Origin of the sequence: uncultured Neptuniibacter sp., assembly GCF_947498015.1 — a bacterium.
Lineage (GTDB): Bacteria > Pseudomonadota > Gammaproteobacteria > Pseudomonadales > Balneatricaceae > Neptuniibacter.
Window position 1 is genome coordinate 124,991 of record NZ_CANMIR010000006.1, and the last position, 16,792, is coordinate 141,782.

General features: G+C 47.9%; 11 protein-coding genes. 6 read left to right on the plus strand and 5 right to left on the minus strand.

What is annotated here, in order from left to right:
- Nucleotides 1-17 precede the first annotated feature (17 nt).
- Nucleotides 18-1,205 carry a pyridoxal phosphate-dependent aminotransferase gene (locus Q0882_RS09685; RefSeq protein ID WP_299180809.1) on the minus strand — a complete coding sequence of 396 codons (1,188 nt, stop codon included), beginning with the start codon at nucleotides 1,203-1,205 and terminating at the stop codon, nucleotides 18-20.
- 283 nt (nucleotides 1,206-1,488) lie between these two features.
- Between Q0882_RS09685 and uvrB the strand changes: the two genes are divergently transcribed.
- From uvrB to Q0882_RS09705, 4 genes are all read left to right on the plus strand, one after another.
- Nucleotides 1,489-3,510, plus strand: a complete 2,022-nt coding sequence (uvrB, locus tag Q0882_RS09690; protein WP_299180812.1) for an excinuclease ABC subunit UvrB — start codon at nucleotides 1,489-1,491, stop codon at nucleotides 3,508-3,510.
- 48 nt (nucleotides 3,511-3,558) lie between these two features.
- Nucleotides 3,559-4,332: a FecR family protein gene (locus Q0882_RS09695; protein WP_299180813.1), complete on the plus strand. Its 774-nt coding sequence runs from the start codon at nucleotides 3,559-3,561 to the stop codon at nucleotides 4,330-4,332.
- A 109-nt stretch (nucleotides 4,333-4,441) separates the two neighbouring features.
- Nucleotides 4,442-5,740, plus strand: coding sequence for a surface lipoprotein assembly modifier (locus Q0882_RS09700; protein ID WP_299180817.1), 1,299 nt, complete (start codon nucleotides 4,442-4,444; stop codon nucleotides 5,738-5,740).
- Nucleotides 5,741-5,753: 13 nt separating this feature from the next.
- Entirely contained in the window at nucleotides 5,754-7,601 is a 1,848-nt protein-coding gene (locus Q0882_RS09705; protein ID WP_299180819.1) for a FecR family protein, read from the plus strand.
- 5 nt (nucleotides 7,602-7,606) lie between these two features.
- Here the strand turns inward: Q0882_RS09705 and Q0882_RS09710 are convergent, their stop codons facing one another.
- Entirely contained in the window at nucleotides 7,607-8,368 is a 762-nt protein-coding gene (locus Q0882_RS09710) for a 3',5'-cyclic-nucleotide phosphodiesterase (protein ID WP_299180822.1), read from the minus strand.
- Nucleotides 8,369-8,430: 62 nt separating this feature from the next.
- Here Q0882_RS09710 and Q0882_RS09715 point away from each other — a divergent pair, with 62 nt between their 5' ends.
- Nucleotides 8,431-10,689, plus strand: coding sequence for a GspE/PulE family protein (locus Q0882_RS09715; protein ID WP_299180825.1), 2,259 nt, complete (start codon nucleotides 8,431-8,433; stop codon nucleotides 10,687-10,689).
- 3 nt (nucleotides 10,690-10,692) lie between these two features.
- Nucleotides 10,693-12,888 (plus strand): CHASE2 domain-containing protein, encoded by a 2,196-nt coding sequence (locus Q0882_RS09720; RefSeq protein WP_299180828.1) that lies wholly within the window; start codon nucleotides 10,693-10,695, stop codon nucleotides 12,886-12,888.
- A 10-nt stretch (nucleotides 12,889-12,898) separates the two neighbouring features.
- Here the strand turns inward: Q0882_RS09720 and Q0882_RS09725 are convergent, their stop codons facing one another.
- The 3 genes from Q0882_RS09725 to Q0882_RS09735 all read right to left on the minus strand — a co-directional run bounded on the left by Q0882_RS09725 (nucleotide 12,899) and on the right by Q0882_RS09735 (nucleotide 16,657).
- Nucleotides 12,899-14,491, minus strand: a complete 1,593-nt coding sequence (locus Q0882_RS09725) for an HD domain-containing phosphohydrolase (RefSeq protein ID WP_299180831.1) — start codon at nucleotides 14,489-14,491, stop codon at nucleotides 12,899-12,901.
- A 132-nt stretch (nucleotides 14,492-14,623) separates the two neighbouring features.
- A complete protein-coding gene (locus Q0882_RS09730; RefSeq protein ID WP_299180834.1) occupies nucleotides 14,624-15,799 on the minus strand; it encodes a VWA domain-containing protein in 1,176 nt (391 codons plus the stop codon).
- A 12-nt stretch (nucleotides 15,800-15,811) separates the two neighbouring features.
- On the minus strand, nucleotides 15,812-16,657 hold the full coding sequence (locus Q0882_RS09735; protein WP_299180836.1) for a MoxR family ATPase: 846 nt from the start codon (nucleotides 16,655-16,657) through the stop codon (nucleotides 15,812-15,814).
- Nucleotides 16,658-16,792 lie beyond the last annotated feature (135 nt).

Below are 16,792 nucleotides of genomic sequence, written 5' to 3' on the forward strand. Positions count from 1 at the left end.
TCTATCCATGCTGGAACTTAGCCTTCTAGAGCGTTACGAATGCGGCCTAGTGCATCTTCCAATACATCAAGGCTGGTCGCAAACGAGAGGCGCATATTACCCGGTGCACCAAATGCTGATCCAGGTACTAAGGCAACCCCCGCTTCATTCAGAAGAAATTCGGCCAACTCAATGTCGTTACTGAAACGGTCATCATTGTCGATCACTTTCTGGAAGCTTGGGAACGCATAGAATGTACCATCTGCAGGGATACAATCTACATTTTTGATGCTGTTTAGCGTATCAACCACATACTGATGGCGCTCTTTGAACGCAACAACCATCTCTGCTACACACTCCTGTGAGCTTTCAAGTGCAGCTTGAGCAGCAACCTGTGAGATTGAGGTTGGGTTTGAGGTGCTTTGAGACTGGATCTTTTTCATCGCACCGATCAGTTTTGCAGGGCCAGCTGCGTATCCGATACGCCACCCAGTCATGGAGTAAGCTTTTGAAACGCCATTGAGTACGATCGTACGATCATAAAGCTCAGGGCAAGCATTCAGGATGTTGACGAACGGGGCATCGTTAAAACGGATATGTTCGTACATATCATCTGTCGCAACCATGATCTGAGGATGCTTCAGAATTACTTCGCCAAGAGCTTTCAGCTCCTCTTCTGTGTAAGCAACCCCGGTTGGGTTGGACGGGCTGTTCAACACGACAAGGCGAGTTTTTTCTGTAATGGCCGCTTCAAGTTGAGCTGGGGTCATCTTGAAACGCTGTTCCTGAGTGGTGCTTACAATGACAGGCTTTGCATCGGCCATAATGACCATATCTGGGTAAGAGACCCAGTAAGGTGCAGGAACAACGACCTCATCACCTTCATTTAGTAGTGCCAGTGAGAGGTTAAAGAAACTTTGTTTACCACCACAGGAGACCAGAATCTGGTTTGCTGCGTATTCAAGATTATTATCATTCTTGAACTTGTTAATAATGGCTGTTTTTAATGCCGGTGTGCCATCAACTGCAGTGTATTTTGTGAAACCTTCATTCAATGCCTGGATGGCAGCCTGTTTGATGTGATCCGGGGTATCAAAATCGGGCTCGCCAGCACCCAGGCCAATAATGTTCTTACCTGCCGCGCGCAGTTCAGCTGCTCGGTTTGTTACCGCCAGCGTTGGAGAAGGTTTGATGTTGTTGACGCGGTCTGAAAGTTGAACGTTCAAGCCTAGTTCCTCAATAAACAGATCTGTAAAACAGATACCGACATTAATCAGCAGAAAAACCTTTTTTCGAGAATTTCTTCAGGGTTTTTCCAAACCAGACAATGATACAGCAAAGAAAAGCCTGCATGAATCCTGAAATGTAGAAATAATAGCCTTTTGGATCAATAAATTGATTAAAGGAAACTTTTGGAATTTGAGATTGGGAGCTTAGCGTTCTATCAGCACATGAAAATGGCTTGGAGTGGGATATAATCCAAGGTTTTCCCGATGATGCGGAACAGCTATGAAAGAGCGTTTTAAAGTTCACTCCAGTTTTACACCGGCAGGAGATCAGCCTCAGGCGATCAGCGAACTGGTTGATGGTATTGAGTCTGGTTTAGCTGCGCAGACACTACTGGGTGTGACAGGCTCAGGTAAGACCTTTACGGTAGCGAATGTGATTGCAGAAGTGCAGCGCCCAACGATCATTATGGCGCATAATAAAACACTCGCCGCGCAGCTTTATGGGGAATTTAAAGAGTTTTTCCCGGATAACTCGGTTGAGTACTTTGTTTCATATTACGACTATTATCAGCCGGAAGCCTACGTTCCATCCTCTGATACGTTTATCGAGAAAGATGCGTCGATCAATGATCATATTGAGCAGATGCGGCTCTCGGCGACCAAGGCGCTACTCGAAAGGGATGATGCGATCATTGTGGCAACGGTATCTGCAATCTACGGTTTGGGTGACCCTAAATCCTATCTCAGTATGATGTTGCATGTTGATCGTGGTGATGTGATTGATCAGCGCGCAATCCTGCGGCGTTTGGCTGAACTTCAATACACACGGAATGATGTTGAGTTGCATCGAGGTACCTATCGGGTTCGTGGGGATGTTATCGATATTTTCCCGGCTGAATCGGAAAAGGAGGCGGTTCGAATTGAGCTGTTCGATGAAGAGATTGAGGAGATCAGTTATTTCGATCCGCTGACCGGCGAGGTTCTGAGGCGGGTGCCCCGTGCCACCATCTATCCCAAATCTCACTATGTTACACCGCGTGAAACATTGCTGGCCGCTGTGGATAAAATTAAGGACGAGTTGCGAGATCGGCTTGAACAGCTACGTGAGAATCAAAAACTGGTTGAAGCACAGCGTCTGGAGCAGAGGACTCTCTATGATATGGAGATGATCATGGAGTTGGGTTACTGCTCGGGAATTGAAAACTACTCCCGCTACCTCTCAGGGCGGGATCCGGGAGAAGCCCCTCCCACCCTGTTCGACTACCTGCCGGATGATGCCTTGCTCGTGATCGATGAGTCCCATGTTACGGTGCCACAGATAGGAGCAATGTATCGGGGTGATCGCTCGCGTAAAGAGACGCTGGTTGAATATGGATTCCGTCTGCCTTCGGCGCTGGATAACCGCCCCATGAAGTTTGAAGAGTGGGAGCGAGAGTCGCCGCAGATGATCTTTGTCTCAGCGACTCCGAGCAAATATGAAGCGGCCAATCAGCAGCAGGTTGTTGAGCAGGTGGTCAGGCCAACGGGCCTTGTTGATCCGGTTGTGGAGGTCAGGCCTGCAACGACGCAGGTTGATGACCTGCTGTCTGAAATTCGTAAGGTGGTGGCAAAGCAGGAGCGTATTGTTGTCACTGTATTGACCAAACGGATGGCTGAAGATCTGACAGAATACCTGGATGAGCATGGAGTGAAAGTACGTTATCTGCACTCAGATATTGATACGGTGGAGCGGGTTGAGATTATCCGTGATCTTCGGATCGGTGAGTTTGATGTATTGGTCGGGATCAACCTTCTGCGTGAAGGGATAGATATGCCAGAGGTCTCTCTGGTGACCATACTGGATGCTGATAAAGAGGGATTCCTGCGTTCAGAAACCTCTATGATTCAGACGATCGGTCGAGCGGCACGAAATGTGAACGGTAAGGCGATCCTGTATGCCGATAAGATTACCGGCTCGATGCAGCGAGCGATGGATGAGACTGAACGACGCAGAAATAAGCAACTGGCGTTTAATGAGGCTAATGGGATTGTGCCGAAAGGGATCAGCAAATCTGTTGCGGATATTATGGAGGGCGCCAGTACTATTCCGGGCCGTAAAGCCTCAAGAACAGCTAAGAAAGTCGCTGATCAGGCTGGGGACTATCAGGTTGATGCCTCTCAGCTTTCGCCGAAAGAGTTGGCTAAAGCGATGACCCGACTGGAAGATAAAATGTATGAAGCGTCTAAAGACTTGGAGTTTGAATTGGCGGCTAAATATCGTGACGAGCTGCAATCTTTAAAGCAAAAGAGTTTTGTGAGTTAAGTAAAAAACAGGTGAGATATGATGCTCAGAGTGCTGGTTTTAAGTTGCATGGCAGTATGGCCTGCCTTCGTATTCGCAGGAACGGTAGGTTCAGTTGTTTTGAGCTTGGGTGAAAACACGGCAAAACAACCTAAAGAAGCGGTGCGTAAGTTAAAGCGAAAGTCTGATATTTTCGAGCGTGATCAGATCGAAACCGGCCAAAAAGGAAGGTTGCAGCTAAAATTTAGCGATGGCTCCCGGCTATCATTAAGGCCATTGACTGCTTTTACAGTCGAAGAGTACCGGTTTTCTCAAGAGCAGCCACAAAAGGGACATTCTTTCTATCGACTATTACGTGGTGGGATGAGAACTATAACCGGTGCCATCAGTTCAGCGGATCCTGATCATTATGAAGTCCGTACACCGATAGCGACCATCGGTGTCAGGGGAACGCATTATGATCTGTTTTATTGTGATCTGAGTTGTTCTCAACGGGGGCAGGGAGAGCAAGGGTTACACGGTTATGTGCTTGAGGGAGCGGTTGTCGTCAAGCAGGATGAGCGAATCACTGAGGTCGCTGCAGGAGAATTCTTTTTTATTGGAGGGAAGAGGATCTCAGTGAGTAAAGCTCCTCTTACAAAATATCAAGGTCGTTTAAATCTGCACTCGGTACCCTTAGTGCAACCAGCGGTTCCTGCATTGAATATTCAGCAATCCTCTCCGTCTCAGGGGCAGCGAACACCGCAAACCGGTTCTCCCGCGCCAAATAATAATCTTAATATCTATCCCGGGCTGAATAATCCGATTCAATCACGACCTGATGGGGATAATTTAAGGCGTTGAGTTTTGGGTTTATCCTGATTCATTCCACTAAACCAAAGAGGGATATGGTAGTTCCTGAAAATCCCTGATAGTGTTTGAATTGGACTAAAAGGTCGTTCTGGGGTGAAGGGTGAAAACGCATATTGTAAGTACGGTAGCTATCGGTTTGTTCCTGCTTTCGGGATACAGCCATGCTGATCTGAAACAGATTCAGGCATATATTGATCAGGGGGACAGTCAGCAGGCTTACAGATTAGCTGCTCAGCTATTGGATGAGAATGAAGGTGATCCTGCGTTTGATTTTCTCTATGGCGTGGCTGCAGTTGATAGTGGCAGAGTGAGTGAGGGGGTCTTCGCTCTGGAGCGCGTTTTATTGTTACAACCCGGTCATAACCTGGCTCGTCTTGAACTGGCCAGAGCTTATTATTATCTTGGACATCATGCTAAAGCCCGTGAACTGTTTGTTCAGGTTTTGAGTGTGAATCCTCCCGCCTTAGTTAAAACCCGGATCCAGGGCTTTCTGGATCTTATCTCTCAGAAAACTGCCGTAGAGAAAACCCGTTTTAAAAGTTTTGTGGAGCTTTGGGGTGGTTACGATTCCAATATTAACAGTGGTCCAGATTCTGAACCTACAGTCGTCATACTGACTAATGAAGCGTTGGGCAGAAGTGATGTTTTCTCTCAAGTTAAGTTGGGGGCTGTTCTGGAGCATGATTACTCAACCAGGGCCACGCTGCTCTTAAATGCGGATGCAGATTTGCGCTTCTACGACACTGAAGTTGAACAGGATTATCGTAACCTGTCACTCTCAGCGGCACATAGATGGAACTATGAGCGTGATCAGATTCAGGTAGGCCTTACCGGCCAGAAATACTATCTGGACGATGATGAGTATAGAGATCTCTACGGCATCAATGTCGGATGGTCTCACCAATTGAGCAAACGCTCGGTATTACGCACCTCATTGTCGATTAATGAATTAACCTATGATCAGTCTGATTACAGAGACTCAACACAATCGACCTTAGGAGCCAATCTGCTATATGCGGGTCAGGGCTGGGGGACACCAATCTGGTTTGCTGGCGTTTTTGTTGGGGATGAAACTCCTGATGAGGATGGGCTGCTTGCCAATGCAGAAGCAGATCGATCATTTTATGGTGCGAGCCTTGGTGTGCAGTTATCGCCGCAGGCTAACCTGACCCTAACCCCTTCCATTATCTATCAATCCAGTGACTATCGTGGTGAAGACTGGATCTACAGCGTAAAGCGTGAAGAGGATTATTCTGCGTTTAACCTCGCTGTGGAGTGGGGGCTGAACAAAGAGTGGACCTTGTTGGCAAATTATAATTATGCCGAGGCCGAATCGAATATCGAACTATATGAATACGAGCGTCAGCAGGTAATGCTGGGTATTCGGTATAACTTTTAATCGGGAGTGATCTATGAAACAGCTACTTTGGACATCACTTCTACTACTCATCTCTGGGTTAGCTTCGGCAGCTGACTCGGTTGGGAAAGTGATATTGAGCTTTGGACAGAACTATGCGGTGAGTGCTGAGGGCGAGCGTCGTCAGTTGAAGCGCCAGTCTGAGGTCTTTGCAAATGATACTTTGCAAACCAGTGAGAAGGGACGATTACAACTGCGCTTTACGGATGGATCCAGATTGTCACTCAAACCTCAATCTGAGTTCCAGATCGCAGAATATGGATTTGATAGCGATAATCCTGAGGATGGCAAAGCGATCTACAAGCTTTTAAAAGGTGGTATGCGCACAATTTCAGGTCAGATAGGTAAGGTGAATCGAGAAAATTACCGACTTGAGACGGTGGTCGCGACTATTGGTATTCGCGGAACCCATTACGGAACTGAGTTTACGCCAGAGGGGCTCTATACAGAGACTCTGGATGGCAAAGTGGTTGTGGAAACCCCCCAGGGGACGGTTGAAGTCGTTGCCGGGGAGTCAGTCAAAGTCAATGCTAAGAGTGGTGTGATGCAGAAAGGCAAAGCTACAGGCCAGACTGCGCAAGGTGAAACAGAGACGACTGAGGAGTCATCATCAGATTCGCAGGAGAGTGGAGGTTCTGAAGAGACGCAAAACGACTCACAAGAAACAGCTAGTGAGGAAACAGCAGAAACGGATGGTCAAACTGGATCAGAGGAAAATACTGAGAGTAGTTCAGGAGCTACTTCTGACGATTCAAGTACGGCCTCATCGGGCGGCGACACCGATGCTGCTACCGGTATCTCTATGGGCGATAGTGGAAGCGGCTCAACGACAGATTCATCGGTTCCGGCTACAGACCCGAATACGTCTACAAACCAGCCGGCGATCAGTTCCCCCAACCCGACCGGGAGTGGAGCGGCAGCGCCTAAAGGGGCATTTTCACTGGTCGCGTTTATTGAAGATGATTCGATTGAGGGGGCCCGTGATAGTAATGGGGTAGTTTATGTCGATGATACTTCGGCTTTGACGGTCGACAGCAGTTCAGGCCAGGATCGTCTGACAGGAATCTTATATGTGGATACTCAGACCTCAGCATCTGATAATTGCAATCCCTGTACGATGACGGCGCCGGTTGATCAAACACAGATTCGTGATGCGGGTTCTGAGGAGATTGGGGGCGTTAAAGTTAGTTGGGGGCGCTGGAATGCAGGTTCTTATGAAGTTGTAGAGAATGGCAATAAGCAAAAGACCCTGGCTGATTTTCATTTTATCTATGCATCCGATACAACACCCTCTGACGTTATCGCCGCAAAAACAGGTAGCTACGTATATACCTTTACGATCGGTAATCCGATAACTATTCCGCAGTTCCAGGATGGTTCTACAGGTGAACTTGTGCAGTTTGGGACTGGGGCTTCCCTGCCACCGGGAGGGAGCTTGAGACAGAATGAGGGGTATGGGACCTATATGCAGGTGGACTGGAACAGTCAGAAGATCACCGAAGTGGGTCTTGAGGTGGTTCAGAAAAATGCGGGTAGTGTGATCAATACCTATAAGTTAACTGAGCAGGTCGATAGTGTGTCGGGTAACTACATTGATACTCCTCTGAATGATGTACTCAATGGTGGTGAGTTGAAACTGAGTGGCAGTTGCAGTGGATCTGGTGTGTGTGGAACCAGTACAGAGCTGTCAGGGCGGCTGAACATGGAGTTTGTGGGTAACAGTGCTGAAGGGGTGGCTGTTAGCTACGGTGCATCAGGTAGCTCTACCGGTACTGTGGATAATAATATCAGCGTTGTGGGTACCGCAGTGCTGAAGAAAGACGCCAGTTTGTCTGCCCCATAACCAAGTCAGAGCTGGATCAGGTCCCGGTGGTGGAGTCGATCGATCTGCCATTCGGGCAGTAGCTTTCTACATTGCTGCATGATGGTATCTTCAAAGCCGGGTTTTAGGTGAGTGATCATGATACGAGTATCTTTGTGCTGAAACTGAGCGAGCTGATGAGTAAGGTGGCTGGGGGTAAGATGGCCGCTCAAGCGAGCAAGCTCATCGACTTCATCAGTAAAAGAAACATCGATAATTAATAGGTCAGGATTATATTTATTCAGGAGAGGCCATAGTGCATCGTTGCAACCTGAATCACCTGTAAAGGCAAAACTTGAGCTGTCATCCATTATCAGATAACCCGCTGTCGGCGTTGGGTGTTCAGCGGGAAGGACTCGAATCTGTTTGTTTTGAAGCGTTAATTCGGAACCGGTTTCAACACGATGAAGATGGATTATAGGCTTGTTCTCTGGCAGACAAGTGTAGTCGGGCCAGATGGTCCAGTTGAAAATATGTTGTTGTAAAGCGTCTATGACTGCGGGAAGGGCATACACATTGATCGGATGAGTATGTTGGTCGTAGATCGTTGCCAGCATCAGGGGAAGGCCGATAATATGATCAATGTGGGCGTGGGTGATTACAACATCCTGAACCTTAAGCATCTGCTCCATGGTCAGTAGTTCGATACCGGTACCGGCATCAACCAACAGGGTTTCATCAAGTAAAAAAGTCGTGGTTTTCAGTCCGTGGCCGATACCACCACTACAGCCCAACACTTCGATATTCACTTTCTACCTCGGATGTGGTTATCAAGCATAAAAAAATAACAGTTTAAGTATGGTTTGTGCAGATGACAAAAGCGATTGATCAAGCGTCTCAGAAGTTCTACGACCGAATGACCAAGGTGCTGAGTAAAATCTACCAGGCGCGAAGCTTTGAAGATGCTTACCCTCTGGTAGAAAAAGCGCTTTTAATTCTGTTTCATGCTCAGCGACTCACCGTATATCAACGTAATCGTTCGAGCAAGGATATTGTCTCTCGCTTTAAAACGGGAAATGATCTGCAGGAGATCAGAGTTCCTATAACCGCATCTTCGATCGCGGGATATGTCGCATTAAGTAAAAAAGCAATCATCATCAATGATGTGAGAGATTCTGAAGAGCTGAAATCGATCCATCTCGCCCTTAGATTTAATGATTCGTTTGAAAAAAATATAGAGTTCACCAGCAGGTCAATGTTGGTTGTACCGATCCTCTATAAAGATGTGTTGCTCGGTGTGCTCCAGATCATCAATCGTGAAGATGATAGAGCGTTTACTCAACAGGATCTGGAGAGAACGCAGGAGTTTGCCGAGTTACTGGGGCAGAAGTTTCGTTATGATTTCGGCTGCACAGAGGGGCCATATGATTACCTTCTGGAGCAGCAACTGATTGACGAGAAGGCCTTCAAACAGTTAGAAAAAAAGGCGGATAGTCGGACACCTTTAAGCCGCTTACTAAGAGATCATGCACGTTTAACCAGCAGTCAGATCGGTCAGTCACTGGAGTGCTATTATCAGGTTCCCTTTATCTCCTATAACCCGGAAAAATACTACCTTCACCCCCTTTGTGAACAGGTCAATAAAGCGTATCTGAAAAACAGTAATATCGCGCTGCTGGCAGAACATGGCAGTGAGATGGTTTTCATCTTAATCGAAGATCCTAACGATACGCATCGGTTGATCGAGATTAAGAATGTTGTGGGTTCACATGAGTCTCAGGTCTGTGTGGGGCTGCTTGATGATATTCACCAATATCTGGGTGTCAGCATTGGGGGGCCGCAACAGGACGGTGCTAATCTCAGTTCCCTTCTGGATGAGCTTGAGGATGCTCAGGAGCTGGACCCTGAAGAGAGTGGAGCAGATACGGAAGATGTCTCTGAAGAGGACTCCACAGTGGTTCGCCTTGTGAACCGGGTGCTACTGGATGCAAAACGATTGCGAGCATCTGATGTGCATATTGAACCAGGGAAAGGCCGTACTCCGACGAGTGTAAGGATGAGAATTGATGGGGTCTGCCAAGAGATCATTCAGGTCCCTGCTACGCATGCGAAAGCAACGGTCTCTCGTATAAAAATCATGTCGCGGCTGGATATTGCAGAAAAACGCTTACCTCAGGATGGCAAGTTTGCAGTACGTCTTCAGGGGCAGCCCTTGGAGGTGCGTGTTGCAACCATCCCAACGGTCAATGGTGAAGGGGTTGTGATGCGTTTGTTGCAATCTGGGGAGCCGGTACCCTTTGATCAAATGAACTTCTCACCCTCCAACAAGCAGGGTGTTGAAGAGCTGCTACAACATCCCCATGGGATCCTGTTAGTTGTGGGGCCGACCGGTTCTGGTAAGACAACAACGTTGCATGCGCTGTTGGCTACGTTGAATACGCCGGAAAAAAAGATATGGACGGCGGAGGATCCTGTTGAAATCACCCAGCCAGGGTTACAACAGGTGCAGATACAACCCAAAACTGGTTTTACCTTTGCAGCGGCATTGCGTGCATTCCTCAGGGCAGATCCGGATATTATTCTGATAGGTGAGATGCGAGATCAGGAGACGGCCCACTCGGCTGTTGAAGCTTCTTTGACTGGCCATCTGGTGCTCTCAACTCTGCATACCAATTCGGCACCCGAAACAATTACGCGTCTTCTGGATCTGGGGATCGATCCTGTCAGTTTCTCTGATGCGTTATTGGGGGTATTAGCTCAGCGACTTGTGAGGACATTGTGCCCGAGTTGTCGTCAGGACTACAACGCCTCCGCTGAAGAGGTCGCGTTTTTGAAAAGGCGATATGGTGATGATGCCGATGAGCTTAATTTGAGTGATAAAGTGAAGCTCTATAAAGCTGAAGGCTGTGAAGAGTGCAACCATACAGGCTACCGGGGACGTACCGGTATCCACGAACTTCTGGTTTCGACGCCGGCTATGCGGGAGAAAATCTATCAGGGGGCGACGATCGGTGAGATCCGAGTTCAGGCGGAAGCCGATGGTATGAGAAGCCTATTGCAGGATGGCATCTTAAAGGTATTGAAAGGCGATATTGATTTTGACCAGCTTCGCAGGGTCACCGCAGAGTAACCTATGAAGCAACGTTGGATCAGGACCGGATTAGGTATTCTATTAACTCTGCTGATGCTCTTTCCTGTCATTCAGGGGACACGTCCAGACCTATTGACCCGTTTTGAATACGATCTTTATGACCTGCGCTTACAGCAATTTTTGTTAAGTGAGCAGGACCCCCGGATTGTGATTGTTGATATCGATGAAAAAAGCTTATCTGCGGAGGGGCGCTGGCCGTGGAATAGAACAAAATTAGCTATCCTGATCGAGCAGCTTTTTAATCACTACGGAGCTGCAATTGTTGGTTTCGATATGGTGTTTTCTGAAGCGGATCAGAGCGTTGATCTCAATACACTGAGGATGCTACTTCAACAGAACAAGGGGGCTGTAAAGCTCGATCATATCGTTTCACAGCTCAGTTCGGATCAGGTCTTTGCTCAGGCGATTGCGGATCGTCCTGTTGTCTTGGGCTATCTGTTTGATCGCAGTACAAAACAGCTGCAAGTGGGCAACCCGGGCAGAGCTATCATTGGCAGTGATCCTGAGCTCAGTTCCCTTCCGATACCGCAAGCGAGCGGTATTATCTCCAGTATCGACCAGATTCAGGAGATTAGTGACTGGAACGGTTTTTTTGATAATCCGATGGTTGATTCAGATGGGGTCTATCGACGCGTTCCCTTGCTACAGCGCTATCAGGAGGAGTACTTTCCCTCTCTGGCCTTAGCGATGATCCTCGCACTTTTCGATGAGAAAGAGGTTTCAGCCATCGTTGAGCATGATGCAACGGCTAAACACAGCGCATTGGTTGCGGTAGAAGCCGCGGGCGTCAGAATCCCTGTTGATGAACACGGCGCAGTTCTGGTGCCCTACCGTGGACCACAGGGTAGCTTTCCCTATGTATCTGCTACAGATGTGATCAATGGAACAGCTGATATAAACCGTCTTGAGGGAACGATTGTACTGATCGGTACCAGTGCGGCAGGCCTGCTTGATCTTAGGGTAACTCCGATGAGTAACCGTTATTCAGGGGTAGAGGTACATGCCAATATTATCTCTGGCATTCTGGACGAGCGTATCTGGCATCAACCGGATTACACGTTGGCGGTTGAGTTATTACAGCTGTTAGTCAGTGGCTTGTTGCTCTCTTTCCTGATCCCGCGCGCAAGTGTGCTGGTCTCTACTCTCGTGACTTTGGGCTGGGTGGGGGCCTTGGTGAGTTTCAACCTGTATGCCTGGAGCCAGCTGCTTTGGGTTGTCCCTTTGGGCTATACCCTGATGCTGGTGGTTGCACTCTATCTGTTTCAACAGACCACCGGGTATTTCTTTGAAACCAGGAATATAGCCCAGTTGGCTAATCAGTTCGGCCAGTATATTCCACCCGAGGTTGTGAAAGAGCTGGGAGAGCAGGATCAGCAGGTACAGTTAAGTGGTGAGAGCCGTGAGATGAGTGTTTTCTTCTCTGATGTACGGGGATTTACCAGTTTATCGGAGCAGCTCTCACCGACACAGTTAACCCGACTCATGAATATCTACCTGACAGGGGTAACCCGGGTGATTCATGAACACCGTGGGACTGTTGATAAATATATCGGTGATGCGGTTATGGCATTCTGGGGTGCGCCATTGAAAGATGAAGGCCACGCACGACACGCGTTGCAGGCTGCTATGAGGATGGTCGCAATTTTGCCTGAGATTAATCAGCAATTACAACGAGAAAACCTGCCTGCAGTTCGTGTCGGTATGGGGATTAACTCGGGTTACATGAATGTCGGAAACATGGGTTCATCGTTCCGAATGGCTTATACGGTGATGGGAGACGCGGTCAATCTGGCTTCGCGTCTTGAGGGATTGACCAAGTTCTATGGTGTTCCGCTGCTTGTTAGTGGAGAGGTGGTCGATCAGGTACCGGAATATCTTTACCGTAAATTAGATCTTGTACAGGTCAAAGGGCGGCAGGAGCCGGTGGAACTATATGCACCTATAGCGTTGAAAGCATCTTGCTCAGAAGATGAGATCTCACAGGTGGCGCTTTTCGAACAAGGGCTCAAACACTATGTAGATAAAGAGTGGCAGGTTGCTCGTGATTGTTTCCAGACGTACTTAAACCGCTGTGCAGATGATCAACCCAGCCAGATCTATCTTGAGAGAATATCTGAGTTTGAACAGACCCCTCCCGATCAGCAGTGGCGGGGAGTGTTCAGTCATACCTCTAAATAGGCTCGTGGTTTCAGTTCAACCCGGGTAGTGCAGCCAGATCAAACTGATCTATCTGTCTGGGGGTCATATGCTTTTTCGCATACTCAAGATAGGTTCCGCTGCTAACAAACAGTTGAAACAGATCTTTATCCAGATGGTTGTCTTCCACCATTCTGCCCAAAATGTTCATTGCTTGAGAGAGTAGCATCCCTTTTTTGTAGGGGCGATCTGGGGAGGTCAGTGCTTCAAATATATCTGCAATACACATAATTCGGGCACGGATTGAAAGCTGATCAGCAGTCAGTCCTCTCGGATACCCGCTTCCATCCATATGCTCATGATGATTACAGGCGATCTCGGGCACACGTTGAAGGGTTTTGGGGTAGTTGAGTGATTCGAGCATATCAATGGATACCTTGATATGGTCGCGCATCACCTGCCGTTCGTCCTCTGTTAATGTTCCTTTAGGAATACAGAGGTTATCAATCTCATCACGGGTCAATAGCTGGCGGGTGTTTCCGCTACTATCAGTCCAGACTAACTCACCTATTCCCTGAATTCTGGCCCTATCTTCATCGGCCATAAATTCGGAGCCGGTATTGGAGCTGCGAAGAAACTCAAGATCATCATCCAGCTGCTGCAGCTGCGAGGTCAGGGCGTTACTGACACACTCATAATCGGTTTCAGAGAGGCTCTCTTTCTGGTGCATCAGATCCAGTTGCAGCTGTAACTTATACTCCCTAAAACGTGATTCAATCACTTCGATGCGATCAAACATCGTATGTAGTTTTGTTGCCTTGTCGATGATGTATTCGGGGGTCGTAATTTTACCGCAGTCATGTAACCAAGCAGCAATGCGTAACTCATACATCTCCGCATCATTAAAGTTTTTGCTGCCGAGTGGGCCATCACTTGTCTGATTGACCGCATTTGCCAGAAGCATCGCAATCTCAGGAACCTGTTCACAATGTTTACCCGTGACCGGTGACTTATGGTCGATCGCCCGGCCTATCAACTTAATGAAGGATTCAAACAGGAGCCGTTGAGCATCAATAAGGCGGCGCTTAGTCAAAACTGCTGCTGCCAGTGATGCCAATGATTCAACCAGATTCTGTTGGGCTTCAGGGAAAGAGATAATCTTACCCTGGTTATCTTGCGCGTTAATCAGTTGTAATACACCGATGATCTCGCCTTCGTGATCCTGCAGTGGCACACATAGGAACGATTTTGAGTGGTAGCTTAGTTGTTTATCGAAATTCCGGGTGCCTGAAAAGTCGTAGTCATCGCACGCGTAGGCATCAGGGATATTGATCGTTTCTCGCTGTACAAAGGTTTGCACTACGACCAGTTTAGAGGCTCGCTTCTGGGCGTTATAAATTTCGATCGCTGGAAGATCATGAGGTTTACGGTGAATCCCCAGAGAGCGGTTATGCAAAATAGTAAACTGCAGTTCATTCTCATCGTCTTCATTCAGTGTATAGAGGGTACCTGCGTCTGCATTGGTGAGCTGCATACAGCCCTGAATAATCCGATCCAGTAATCTTATATGGTCTTTTTCAGTTGTCAGAGCACTCGTCAGATCAGCCAGTTGATGAATGATTTCATGGGTGTCAGTGGTGCTCATAGCTGTTCCATTCTGAATAGATTCAAGTATGTGTAAATTTGGCTGTGAAGCTGGGCTGTGTCAAGGGAAGATCAACTTAAACTGGAGTGAAATCAGGAGCCCGCCATTCCCGGAAGGCTCCTGATAGTCTGTTTATTTGGACAGGTATTTGATCGCTTGCTCAAGCCCTTCAAGGGTCAATGGATACATATGTCCATCAAGCTGTTGCTTGATCGCCTCGGTTGTCTGGGTGTACTTCCAGGAACGTTCATGGGAGGGGTTCAGCCAGATCGCCTTCTCCCAGGTATCTAATACCCTTTGAAGCCAGACTTGCCCTGTTTCCTCATTCATATGTTCAACACTGCCGTAGCGACTGAACATTTCGTAGGGCGACATAGCCGCATCGCCAACAAAAATCACCCGGTAATCTTTACCGTAGGTATGTAGCACATCGAGCGTGGAGACGGTTTCATCATAACGTCGACGATTATCTTTCCACAGTTTTTCGTAGATACAGTTATGAAAGTAATAGTATTCCAGATGTTTGAACTCGGTTTTGGCCGCTGAAAACAGCTGTTCACACATATGGATATAGGGATCCATTGAGCCGCCGATATCCAGAAACAGAAGCACCTTGGCTGCGTTATGCCGTTCAGGAACCATCTTAATATCCAGAAGGCCTGCATTATCTGCAGTTGAGCGGATCGTATCATTGAGATCCAGCTCTTCCGCTGCACCGGTTCGGGCAAATTTGCGCAGTTTGCGCAGGGCTACCTTCATATTACGGGTGCCCAGCTCTACCTGGTCATCCAAATTTTTAAACTGGCGTTTCTCCCACACTTTGACGGCGCGCTTATGCTTGCTCTCTCCACCGATACGGATCCCTTCAGGGTTATACCCACTGTGTCCGAAAGGGGAGGTACCGCCGGTGCCGATCCATTTGTTACCGCCTGCATGACGATCATGTTGCTCTTTAAGCCGGTCATTCAGCGTTTCCAGTAACTTATCCAGACCACCCAGCGCTTCAATCTGAGCTTTTTCCTCTTCGGTGAGATTCTTGAGGAACTCAGCTTTTAGCCACTCTTCAGGAATCTGATCGTCAGGAAAGAGTTTAATGTCGTCCAGTCCTTTGAAGTAGAAGCCAAATGCCCGATCAAAGCGATCATAAAACTTTTCATCCTTCACCAGACAGAGGCGCGCCAGCAGATAAAAATCATCAAGATTAGCAAAGGCGACACGCTTCTGAAGGGCCTCCAGCAGGGTGAGGAGTTCTTTGATTGTGACCGGCACTTCCGCTTTTCGCAGGGTGCTAAAAAAATCAATCAGCATAAAAGAGGCCTGTTAACGTTGTAGACGGCGAGTCATAAACGCAAGGCGTTCAAGCATATGTACATCCTGCTCGTTCTTCAGCAGTGCGCCGTGAAGCAGTGGAACGGCATTGGTATTGTCACCATTTTTCAGGACTTCAGCAGGAATGTTGTCAGCCATCAGCAGCTTGAGCCAGTCGATCAGCTCAGAGGTGGACGGTTTTTTCTTCAGTCCGTTAACGGTACGGACTTCGAAAAAGATCTCCAGTGCTTCTTTAACCAGTTCCTGTTGTAGATCCGGGTAGTGAACCTTAACGATCTCCTCCATGGTCTCCCGATCAGGGAACTGAATGTAGTGGAAGAAACAACGTCTCAGGAAGGCGTCCGGCAGCTCCTTTTCGTTGTTAGAGGTGATGATAATGATCGGGCGGTGTTTTGCTTTGATCTGTTCGCCGGTTTCATAAACACTGAACTCCATCTTATCGAGCTCTACCAGCAGGTCATTGGGGAATTCAATATCCGCTTTATCGATCTCATCGATCAGCAGAACCACCTGTTTATTCGCTTCAAACGCCTGCCATAGCATCCCTTTCTTGATGTAGTTAGCGATGTCGTGGACTCGCTCTTCACCCAGTTGGGAATCTCGTAAACGAGAAACTGCATCGTATTCATAAAGCCCTTGCTGTGCTTTGGTGGTGGATTTGATATGCCAGCAGAGAAGTTCTTTGCCTAAAGCGCCAGCGACCTCTTCTGCCAGCATCGTTTTACCGGTACCGGGTTCCCCTTTGATCAGCAAAGGCCGCTCCAGCGTAATCGCTGCATTGACCGCCATGCTGAGATCGTCAGTTGCTACATAATTGTCGGTACCATTGAACTGCATGAATCGTTCCTCTCGGCAGGCTTGATTGATTGTGCCCGCTGGGAGCGTTTCAAGTCTGCGTATTCAGATATTAGTGTTTTCCCTAATTTAAGCGAAATTGCGGTTAGAAAATAGTGCCGATTTCGTTCAATATCG

What these genes read in the sequence shown, in the direction of transcription:
- uvrB (WP_299180812.1), top strand. Translation starts at nt 1,489, where the DNA reads ATGAAAGAGCGTTTTAAAGTTCACTCCAGTTTTACACCGGCAGGAGAT.
- Q0882_RS09695 (WP_299180813.1), top strand. Translation starts at nt 3,559, where the DNA reads ATGGCAGTATGGCCTGCCTTCGTATTCGCAGGAACGGTAGGTTCAGTT.
- Q0882_RS09705 (WP_299180819.1), top strand. Translation starts at nt 5,754, where the DNA reads ATGAAACAGCTACTTTGGACATCACTTCTACTACTCATCTCTGGGTTA.
- Q0882_RS09715 (WP_299180825.1), top strand. Translation starts at nt 8,431, where the DNA reads ATGACAAAAGCGATTGATCAAGCGTCTCAGAAGTTCTACGACCGAATG.
- Q0882_RS09720 (WP_299180828.1), top strand. Translation starts at nt 10,693, where the DNA reads ATGAAGCAACGTTGGATCAGGACCGGATTAGGTATTCTATTAACTCTG.
- Q0882_RS09725 (WP_299180831.1), bottom strand. Translation starts at nt 14,491, where the DNA reads ATGAGCACCACTGACACCCATGAAATCATTCATCAACTGGCTGATCTG.
- Q0882_RS09730 (WP_299180834.1), bottom strand. Translation starts at nt 15,799, where the DNA reads ATGCTGATTGATTTTTTTAGCACCCTGCGAAAAGCGGAAGTGCCGGTC.
- Q0882_RS09735 (WP_299180836.1), bottom strand. Translation starts at nt 16,657, where the DNA reads ATGCAGTTCAATGGTACCGACAATTATGTAGCAACTGACGATCTCAGC.